The sequence below is a fragment of the Arthrobacter sp. ISL-95 genome (genome assembly GCF_018613695.1).
In the GTDB taxonomy this organism is placed as follows: domain Bacteria; phylum Actinomycetota; class Actinomycetes; order Actinomycetales; family Micrococcaceae; genus Arthrobacter.
The window spans coordinates 75499-85072 of record NZ_JAGGPR010000018.1 but is presented as its reverse complement, the minus strand read 5'-3'; the positions used below and the strand labels follow the sequence as shown (position 1 = coordinate 85072).

General features: G+C 61.6%; 10 protein-coding genes. 5 read left to right on the top strand and 5 right to left on the bottom strand.

All coding sequences use genetic code 11. The features are described from left to right. Positions 1-81: 81 nt before the first annotated feature. Positions 82-1200, bottom strand: a complete 1119-nt coding sequence (locus J7I86_RS21225) for a histidinol-phosphate transaminase (protein ID WP_214822828.1) — start codon at positions 1198-1200, stop codon at positions 82-84. Between the two features lie 72 nt (positions 1201-1272). Here J7I86_RS21225 and J7I86_RS21220 point away from each other — a divergent pair, with 72 nt between their 5' ends. Next, a complete protein-coding gene (locus tag J7I86_RS21220) occupies positions 1273-1701 on the top strand; it encodes a phage holin family protein (RefSeq protein WP_214822827.1) in 429 nt (142 codons plus the stop codon). 30 nt (positions 1702-1731) lie between these two features. Here the strand turns inward: J7I86_RS21220 and J7I86_RS21215 are convergent, their stop codons facing one another. Together J7I86_RS21215 and J7I86_RS21210 are read right to left on the bottom strand one after the other, a co-directional pair. Further along, on the bottom strand, positions 1732-2976 hold the full coding sequence (locus tag J7I86_RS21215; RefSeq protein WP_214822826.1) for a hypothetical protein: 1245 nt from the start codon (positions 2974-2976) through the stop codon (positions 1732-1734). A 95-nt stretch (positions 2977-3071) separates the two neighbouring features. After that, positions 3072-3275, bottom strand: coding sequence for a hypothetical protein (locus J7I86_RS21210; protein ID WP_286180105.1), 204 nt, complete (start codon positions 3273-3275; stop codon positions 3072-3074). 276 nt (positions 3276-3551) lie between these two features. On the opposite strand from J7I86_RS21210, the gene purB reads away from it, so the two are divergent. The 4 genes from purB to J7I86_RS21190 all read left to right on the top strand — a co-directional run bounded on the left by purB (position 3552) and on the right by J7I86_RS21190 (position 7244). Then, complete coding sequence (purB, locus tag J7I86_RS21205) at positions 3552-4958, top strand: adenylosuccinate lyase (RefSeq protein ID WP_214822824.1); 1407 nt, start codon at positions 3552-3554, stop codon at positions 4956-4958. A gap of 411 nt (positions 4959-5369) precedes the next feature. After that, positions 5370-6032 (top strand): histidine phosphatase family protein, encoded by a 663-nt coding sequence (locus J7I86_RS21200; RefSeq protein WP_214822823.1) that lies wholly within the window; start codon positions 5370-5372, stop codon positions 6030-6032. 221 nt (positions 6033-6253) lie between these two features. Then, entirely contained in the window at positions 6254-6757 is a 504-nt protein-coding gene (locus J7I86_RS21195; protein WP_214822822.1) for a GNAT family N-acetyltransferase, read from the top strand. 52 nt (positions 6758-6809) lie between these two features. Further along, positions 6810-7244, top strand: coding sequence for an acyl-CoA thioesterase (locus tag J7I86_RS21190; protein WP_011776502.1), 435 nt, complete (start codon positions 6810-6812; stop codon positions 7242-7244). A gap of 134 nt (positions 7245-7378) precedes the next feature. On the opposite strand, the gene J7I86_RS21185 is transcribed toward J7I86_RS21190, so the two are convergent. Both J7I86_RS21185 and J7I86_RS21180 read right to left on the bottom strand, forming a co-directional pair. Further along, positions 7379-8128, bottom strand: coding sequence for an SDR family oxidoreductase (locus tag J7I86_RS21185; RefSeq protein WP_214822821.1), 750 nt, complete (start codon positions 8126-8128; stop codon positions 7379-7381). 83 nt (positions 8129-8211) lie between these two features. Then, on the bottom strand, positions 8212-9552 hold the full coding sequence (locus J7I86_RS21180; protein ID WP_214822820.1) for an MFS transporter: 1341 nt from the start codon (positions 9550-9552) through the stop codon (positions 8212-8214). Positions 9553-9574: the final 22 nt, after the last annotated feature.

Sequence of the window (9574 nt, the reverse complement as noted above, 5' to 3'; positions counted from 1 at the left end):
ATGCATTCCGGAACGGGCATATGTTTTGGCTTTCGTCCTTACTTTATCGGCAGTAAGTACGGTTGGCGCATTTGTTAACCGCTAGGAACCTCGCGGAGCCTTTGTATAACCTGCACAGAGATCCAAGAACCTGGTGTTGGCTTCCACCTCGCCGATGCTGACTCGAACGCCCTCGTTTCCAAAGGCCCGGACAGACAAGGCCCGCTCTGCAGCCAAGGCAGCAAACTCCGCGCTGTGCTCCCCGAGATTCAACCAAACGAAATTGCCTTGAGCCTCAGGAACGAACCAACCGAGTTCCCTCAGGCCGGCCGTCACGCGATCACGTTCATCCACCAGGCTTTGTACCCTTTCCACAACCTGATCGAAATTCTCGATCGAAGTAACGGCAGCGCGTTCGGCGATTTGGGAAACGGCAAAGGGAGTGGCCGTCACCCGGAGGTGCTGGGTGAGCACGGGGCCGGAGACACTGTAGCCAACACGCAGTCCCGCCAGGCCGTGTGCTTTGGAGAAGGTCCTCAGCACCACAACATTGGGGTATTTGCGGTAGACCTTGATGCCGTCTACAGCGTCGGCGTCCCGCACAAACTCCTGGTATGCCTCATCGATGACTACCACCACGTTGGGCGGCACTGCTTGGATGAAGCGTTCCGTTTCCTCGGCTGTGAGGATTGGGCCGGTGGGGTTGTTAGGCGTGCACAGGAGGATCACTTTGGTGCGGACGGTCACTGCGGCGGCCATGGTCTCGAGGTCGTGGCGCCCGTCCGGGAGCAGCGGGATTTGTACACTGGCTGCACCGGCAAGGCCGACACAGATGGGATATGCCTCGAAGGAACGCCAGGCGTAAATCACCTCGTCTTGCTTACCGTCGTCATTCTGCCCGGCGAAGGTGTCCAGGATTTGGTTCAGAGCCCCCAAGCTGCCTGCACCGGTGACAACATCATCAGCCGGAACATCCAGGAAATCGGCCAAAGCTTTGCGCAGCTTTGTAGCCAGCGGGTCCGGGTAACGGTTGATGTCGGTCTGGTCCGCGATTGCCTGCAACACTGCAGGAATCGGGGGCAGAGGGTTTTCGTTGGACGACAATTTATAGCTGGTGAGGCCCTCAATCGCAGCAGGGGGTTTGCCGGCCGCGTACTTGGGAAGCCTGTCCACGACCGGACGAGGGATTACGCCCTCCGGTACGTTGTCAGTAGTAGTCATGGCTTCAAGCCTACTTGCCCATCCATGGCTAACACCGAGCTCTTTATCAGGCCCGTGTGAAAGCATGGGGCCATGGGTTCATTCATCATTCGCGTCCTGATCAACGGGCTTGCCCTGTGGGTTGCAACTTGGCTCCTGCAAGGCATGGACATCACCACCAGCGCCACAGAGTCAGCAGCGGCCAACGCAGGACTAACGCAGGGCGCTGACACCGCCGGCATCATTCTGGCGTATCTGTTCATCGGCCTGATCTTCGGAGTGGTGAATGCCTTCGTCCGTCCATTGGTCAGAGTGTTGTCCCTTCCGGTGACCATCCTGACGCTGGGCCTGTTCACCATCGTGATCAACGCAGCCATGCTGTACCTGACGGCATGGTTGAGCACCTTTACACCAGTGCACCTCACTATTGACTCCTTCTTCTGGACAGCAATACTGGCGTCCATCATCATCAGCATCATTTCCATGGTGGCGGGCCTTATTCCGGGCGCCAAGAAGCGCTAACTCCTGAGATAAGTCACCTTGGAACGAGCTCTACCTTGTTGCGGCTCCGGACCTCGTGTCCTGGATAGTAGGTGGCGAGGCGGGACGTAGCGCCCGTGGTCGGACCGGAAGCGGCGCTCTTTCCAGCTTGAACCGAGTCACCTTGGCAACCCCGCCCATGCCGACAGCACCAGCGAACGCGGCAGTGGACGCTGCCAGTGACTCGTCATGGCTTGCCGTCACCAGCGCTGCTCCTGCGGCATAGTTTTCCTGATCATGGCCAGGGCCGATGCCGGGATCCTGCCCGTCGGGAGTTTTGACCTCATTAGTCAGCGTGACAGTTACCCGGTCCTTTGTGTCGACGTTAAGTCGGCCTTCGGCTCCAGGAACCCAGTCTTGGACATGTTCCAGATGCAGTGAACTGATGCCGGGCTCGGGGGTGATGCCTCCCACGGGTGCTCCGGCTGTCAGCACATACTTGAGGCCGAATTCGCTGAGAAACGCTGTGTTCCGACTCAAGTTCATGGCGTGGATGCCACCCTGGCTATGTCCTACTGCCACTACTGGCTCGCCCGCCTCAGCACCGGCTTCGCGGAGTGCCTGGCCGACGGCAGGTACAACTTCTTCTGAGTCGTAGCCCAGCGCTTCGCCGATTCCTTGTTCGTCGAAGGGGTTTGTACTGGGTGAGTCGGGCTGGGTTCCCGGGATCAGCACCATCCATGAAGGCGAGCCGTTGTTGTCGAGGCGGATAACCTCAATCTCGCCGTCGTTCCGGGCGTGGAGTCTCTCGAGACGACGAAGGCTTTCCGCCATGGACGGTTCCATGTCCTCGACCGATTCGTACGTCTTTTCGATGCTTACGGGTCTTGGCCGCATGTCCGAAAGTTGAGGCGCCTCCAGGACGTCATGAACGACGTCCCCTGGGGTTGTCCAAAATGGAAGAAGTGCTGAGGCCAGATAGTTGCTCATTTCCCGGGTTGGCGGCCAGGCCGGCTTCATCTCGTCGAGGGTGGGGAACCGTGGGATAACATTCTTGGCCTCCGCTTCCACATAGTCCCTGTGGCTTGCCCGCACACTTGCGCTGACCTCCACAAGTTCCTGCCGGACCCTCCCCACTTCCTTGCGGCTCTCGGCCACGGCATTGAGGGCGTTGCAGCCTGTCTCATAAGAGTCGTAGAGAAAGGGCTCCAGGCCGTCTTGGACCTGACGGGCCTCGTTTTCAATGCCCAGGAGTTGTTGAACCAGTTCATCGAGCGTTCCCGCTCCCCGCAGGAGTTCCTCGAGCTGAAAAGACATTCCGCCTACCCCTCCCCTGATACTGAGGATTCCGTCGTTGGCCGGACGGGAGGGCTTTGGCGCTGCGCCGGCCCCGACTGGAGCTGAATCTGCCATCACGGACCCCGTTCGCTTGAGACGGAGACGTTTTGAGAGTGCCGGAGCACAACGGCCACTGCGGCCTCCAGCGACTCACGTGCACGCATCAGCGCTGAAGCATGCAGGGCAATAGTTGTCCTGTAGGCCCGCCCTGCGGGGGAAAGCCAATCGTCCACCTGGGCTTTGCGCAGGGACGTAAGAACCACGTCCACTTGATCCACGCACGATTGAACTCGCCACGCCAGCCTCTGGACTTCATGGCTTCGGGAAGCACACTGCGAGGGATCAAAAGTGGGCGGGTTGGGTGCAGGCATCAAGCCGACGCTCATTGTCTGTGTACTCCGTTGATTGTTCTGCTGATCGATAGGGTCGACGCTACGGAGCAGCCGAACCCAACGGAAGTTGCGCTGTCGCCTATGTGGATAACCTGAACGGCCGTCCACATAGCCTCGTCATTGACTCCATGCCCCCGCGCGGAACATGAAAGAATAGGTCTCATGGCTGAATCCCTCCGCGTGTCCCTCGCTTCCGAACCCCTCGCCCTTGGCGCCCTTGACGGCCGCTACCGTGCCGCCGTCGCGCCGCTCGTGGACTACTTGTCCGAGGCCGCACTTAACCGCGATCGCGTTCACGTTGAAGTTGAGTGGCTCATCCACCTGACCAGCCAGTCTGTACTGCCCGGCGCGGGGCCTCTGTCCGACGAACAGGTGGCCCAGTTACGTGCCATCGTTACCGAATTCAATGCCGCGTCCGTTAACGAACTCGCGGAAATAGAAGCTGTCACCGTCCACGACGTCAAAGCTGTTGAGTACTACATCGGCCGCCGACTGCCTGCCATCGGCATCGAGAACCTCACTGCCATGGTGCACTTCGGTTGCACGTCCGAGGACATTAACAACCTCTCCTACGCTGTGGGGATCAAGGGCGCCGTGGAAGATGTGTGGCTGCCCAACGCCACCGCCCTCGTGCAGCAGATCGAGGCCATGGCCGAAGCAAACCGCTCCGTGCCTATGCTGTCCCGCACGCACGGCCAGCCCGCCACGCCCACCACTCTGGGCAAGGAACTTGCAGTCATTGCGCACCGCTTGAACCGCCAGTTGGCGCGCATCGCCAAGACTGAATACCTCGGCAAGATCAACGGCGCCACCGGAACGTACGCGGCCCACGTGGCTTCAGTCCCGAGTGCTGACTGGGAAGCAGTCGCCAAGACGTTCGTGGAAGGCCTGGGCCTCACGTGGAACCCGCTCACCACGCAGATCGAGAGCCACGACTGGCAGGCTGAGCTGTACGCGGACATCGCACGCTTCAACCGCATCCTGCACAATGTTTGCACGGACATCTGGAGCTACATCTCCATCGGCTACTTCCGCCAGATTCCGGTTGCCGGGGCCACCGGCTCCTCCACCATGCCACACAAGGTGAACCCGATCCGCTTCGAGAACGCGGAAGCCAACCTGGAAATCTCCAATGGCCTCCTGGACACCCTTGGCGCCACCTTGGTCACCTCCCGCTGGCAGCGCGACCTCACGGACTCCTCGTCGCAGCGAAACATCGGCGTCGCCTTCGGCCACTCGCTGCTCGCCATCTCCAATGTGGCCAAAGGTTTGAAGGCCCTCGACGTCGCAGAAGAGGTCCTCGCGGGCGATCTCAACACCAACTGGGAAGTCCTTGGTGAAGCCATTCAGATGGTCATGCGTGCCGAGGCAATTGCCGGCGTCGAAGGCATGGAAAACCCTTACGAGCGCCTCAAGGACCTCACCCGCGGCCAGCGCGTGGACGGCGCCCGCATGCAGGAATTCGTTCAAGGTCTCGGCCTCTCCGCAGACGCCGAAGCCCGCTTGCTCGCCCTGACCCCGGGCAAGTACACGGGCATCGCGGACAAACTGGTGGACCACCTGCAGTAAGGATCACCTGCAGTAAGACAGAACGCTCGACGACGGCGGGTTGGGGCTGGGTGCCCCGGTCCGCCGTCGGCGTTAACCCGCGGTCGAGTCAACCCATAGTCGGCGTAACCGCAGTCGCGCTAAACCCGTCGACGTATAAGCAGTCGCGGTAACCCGCGGTCGAGTCAACCCCCAGCCGGCGCTTGGGCTGGTGAGCAAAGCGCGTTCCATCCCGGTTGCGCGCAAGCTGCGCGTTCCATCCCGGTTGCTGAGCCTGGCGAGCAGCGCCGGCCGCGGGCGACACGGCGTGTCGTGGTGTTCCAGTGCGCACGCGGCTGATTGGCTGGAAGCAACCGGGCGGGGGCGCGGCTAGGTCCAGTGAAGAGAGCGCAGTGGACCCGGAACATTTACGACGTAAGGAGCGGAGCACCCATGAAGCTCCTGTTGATCAGGCACGGACAGACACCCGGCAACGTCGCAGGACAGTTGGACACAGCGTTTCCGGGTCCGGGGCTGACTGAGCTCGGTGAGCGCCAGGCGTCGGCCCTTCCAGAGGCGCTGGCCGACGAAGGCATCGAAGCTTTGTACACCTCAACCTTGCTGCGTACCCAGCGGACTGTCGCTCCACTGGCGAAGACCACAGGATTGGAGCCGACAGTCCTGGACGGGGTCCATGAGATCGAGGCCGGCACGCTGGAGAAGAAAACTGACCACGAATCTCACCTCCGCTACATGAGCACTGTCTTTGCGTGGACGGGTGGCGACTTGGAGGCACGCATGCCCGGGGCTTTCAACGGGCACGACTTCTTTGCCAGATTTGATGCGTCAGTCCGGCAGGTTGCGGACGCGGGGCACTCGACGGCGGCGATCGTCAGCCACGGTGCTGCGATCCGTTGTTGGGCGGGCCGCAGGGCAACGGACATTGACACCCTCTTCGCCGAAACGCATCAACTCCCCAACACGGGCATCGTGGCCTTGGAAGGGGACCCCGACGGGGGATGGCGGGTGCTGCATTGGGACCAAATCCCTGTTGGGGGCATGGCGCTTGCCGACCAAACAGCCGATGACCCCACAGGCGAGGCCCTTCAGCCCTGACCCCGGTTAGCCTGCTCTTTGCGTCGCGGGGCCTGTCCCGCGCGTTGCGGGGCCTGCTCTGCGCGCCAAACCCACGCGGGAGGGCGCATAGCGTGCCCCGCAACGTGGGAGCGCCCTCAATTCTCCCGACGCTTACGCGCAGGAAACACCGCGGTAACCACAGCTGCCTAGGCTTAGTACGCATAGACACCTCCTGAGAAACCCGGCGAAAAGAGGCAAAGATGCAGACCAACCCACGGCTCAACATCCGGCAGGTAACGTGGGCGAACCCCGTGGGCGCAGACCTCCGAGCCGCACAGCAGGCAGAACTCGATGCACGGTTCGGAACAACGGACCATGAGCCTGGATCCCCGCCGACGGAAGCGGACACTGCTGTTTTTGTGGTGGCCTATGAGAAATGCTCGGGCCAACCTTTGGGATGCGGCGGCTTGAGGATGCTGGATGAGAACACCGCGGAGATCAAGCGACTCTATGTGGTCCCCTATGCCCGCGGCTCCGGAGTGGCAAGCTCCATCCTCGCCGCCCTCGAAGCGCAGGCCCATGCGCACGGTTTCACCGTGATCGCAGCTGAGGCAGGGTCAGCCCAGTCGGACGGTCGAAGCTTTTACGAGAGCGCAGGGTTTGCTGCCGTACCGAATTTCGGCCCCTACGTGGGTGCTAGCGGATCGTACTGCTACTCAAAGAGGATCGACTCACACAGCGCTTCGCACACCGCCATGGCCTAGGACGGCGGCGCAACATCAAGCGAAGGTTGCGCCACTTCGATAATCTCGGATTATGGAAAAAGCAGACATCACCTTCCGCACCCGCAAATGGGTGCGGCCCGAGGACCTCAACGCCAACGGCACACTCTTTGGTGGCAGCCTGCTGAAGTGGATCGATGAAGAGGCCGCGATCTACGCCATCCTCCAACTGGGCAACGGCCGCGCTGTCACCAAGTACATTTCCGAGATCAACTTTGTCAGTTCCGCGGTCCAGGGTGATCTGGTGGAGATGGGCCTCACTGCGAAGCGCTTTGGCCGCACATCCTTGACCATGCGCGCCGAGGTCCGCAATATGATCACCCGAGAGGCAATCCTGACCATCGAGGAAATCGTGTTCGTAAACCTCGGGCCGGACGGCCGCCCCCAACCGCACGGTTACACGGAGATCACTTACGACCGTGACCGCATCCCCACGCATCACCTCACGGAGACATTGGACGAAGACTGAACCAGCCGGCGTCGTTAAACGGGTGCTGGCGGCCGCGACAAACGCGACCGCCAGCCTATATATCCGGTGACGGGAGTGTGTGTCACCGGAACTTGTGGGGCGTCTGAACCGCGGAGGTCAGCGCCGGTCGAACGTCAACGCCGGTCAAACGTCAGGCCACCGGGCACCTGGAACGTCGGCATGAGTTCGAGCATGCCCACATTGACGTGGCGCGGCGTTTCGATGGCGTAGTCCAGGGCATTGACGATGTCGTCCGTGGTCAGCGACTCGTAGCCCTCGTAGTACGTCTGCCAGGCCTCTTCCATAGCCTCGGGTGTGCCGCCCAGGTTTCGGCCGAAGATCTCGGTCTCCACGCGGCCCGGGCAGATTTCCGTGACCCGGATGCGCTTGCCAACGGTGTCGTTCCGGAGCTGGCGGGAGATCTGGTGTACGGCGGCCTTGGTTGCGTGGTAAACCGTGTGGCCGTAGAAGTTGTAAACGCCGGCGATCGAGCTGATGTTGATGACGTGGCCGAGGTCGCGCTCCACCATCCCTGGCAGGACCAGCCGAGTGAGCTGCAGCAGGCCACGAAGGTTCACGTCCACCAGTTCGTCAATGTCTTCTGCGGAAGAGTCCAGGATGTTGCCCGGCCGGGAAACCCCGGCGCAGTTCACCAGGACGTCCACCTTGAGGTCATTCACGACGGCGGCCAGCGCGGCGGTATCAGTCAGGTCCACTACGTGCGGGATGGCTCCGGTGCGGTCGGCCAGTTCGGCGAGGCGTTCCTCGTTGCGGGCCACGGCGTGAACGGTCAGGCCGCGCTTGGCAAGGCGTTCAGCGATGGCTGCACCCATGCCGGTTGAGGCGCCGGTGACGAGGGCGGTGGTGTAGTCAGAAAAGGACATCGGGTTCTCCAAATGGTGGGGAATCGGTGGGGAAAAGTGCGCCGGACTTGGAGGCCCGGCGCACTTGCCGGAGGTGGGTGGGGCTAGGCGTCGCGCAGTGGCTCGTGGGCACGGTCCTTGACCGTGCTGACCGCAATGAGCGTGCCGAGCGCGGTGATGACTGCATAGAAGGCCGGCATGTAGATGTTGCCGGTGCTGCCGATCAGCCAGGTCATCAGCAGCGGCGCCGTGCCGCCGAAGAGGGCCGAGGAGATGTTATAGCCAAGGCCGTAAGCGGAGTAGCGGACGCGGGTGGGGAACAGTTCAACGATCAGGATGTGGATGACTGCGGTGTGGCCTGCAAAAACGATGGCCATGATGCAGGCGCCCAGAATGGCCAGACCCATCTGACCGGTGGCGATCAGGGCGTAGGACGGGATGCCGAGGACTGCCATGGCGATGGCGGAACCGGCAATGACTTTCTTGCGGCCAACGCGGTCGGAGAGGGCGCCCATGAACGGGATGGCGATGCAGATGACAACCAGGCTGCAGGCGGTGACCAAGAGTGCTTCACCGATGGTGAAGTTCAGTTGCTTGCCCTTGAGGAACGTGGGCATGTAGGAGAACAGGACGTAGTAGCCGGAGCCGTTCATCAGCGGGATGAAGAGGGCCAAGAGCATGGCACGGCGGTGTTCCTTGGACTGGAAGGCTTCCTTGAGCGGGTTCTTGGAGAGGCCGCCCTCTTCCTTGAGCTTTTCGAAGTTAGGGGTGTCGCTGATGGCCTTGCGGATATACCACCCGATGATGCCCATAGGGATGGCGACCAAGAACGGGATGCGCCACGCGAACGAGCCGAAGCCACCGCCGTCGATCGCTGCCTGGGTAAGCCACGGCGACATGGAGAAGGCCACCAAAGTACCGGTCAGCAGTGCTGCGAAGGAAGCGATCTGGGCATAGGAGGTGATGATGCCGCGCTTGCCCTCAGGGGCGTGCTCAGCGAGGAAGGTCATGGCGCCGGCAGCTTCGCCACCCACCGAGAAGCCCTGCAGAAGACGCAGGAGGACCAGCAGGATGGGGGCCGCAACGCCGATGGCCGCATAGGGAGGCAGCAGACCGATACCGGCGGTGGCAACACTGATCAGGAGGATGACAAAGACGAGTAGCTTTTGCCTGCCGATCCGGTCCCCGAGGTAGCCACAGACCACGGCGCCGAGCGGGCGAACGAAGAAAGAGACCGCGTAGCCGGCGAACACGAAGAGCAGTGCATTGTCCGGGTTGCCCGGCGCGAGGAAGACGAGGGCCAGTGTTCCCGCCATGAAGGCGAAAATGCCGTTGTCGTACAGTTCCACGAAGATGCCAACACAACCTGCGGTGACAACCTTGCGGGTTTGGCGGCTGGTGAGCCGCTCATGCTGCACTGGCGCAGCGTTGGTGCTTGCGGTCATGACTTTTCCTTACTGAGATGAG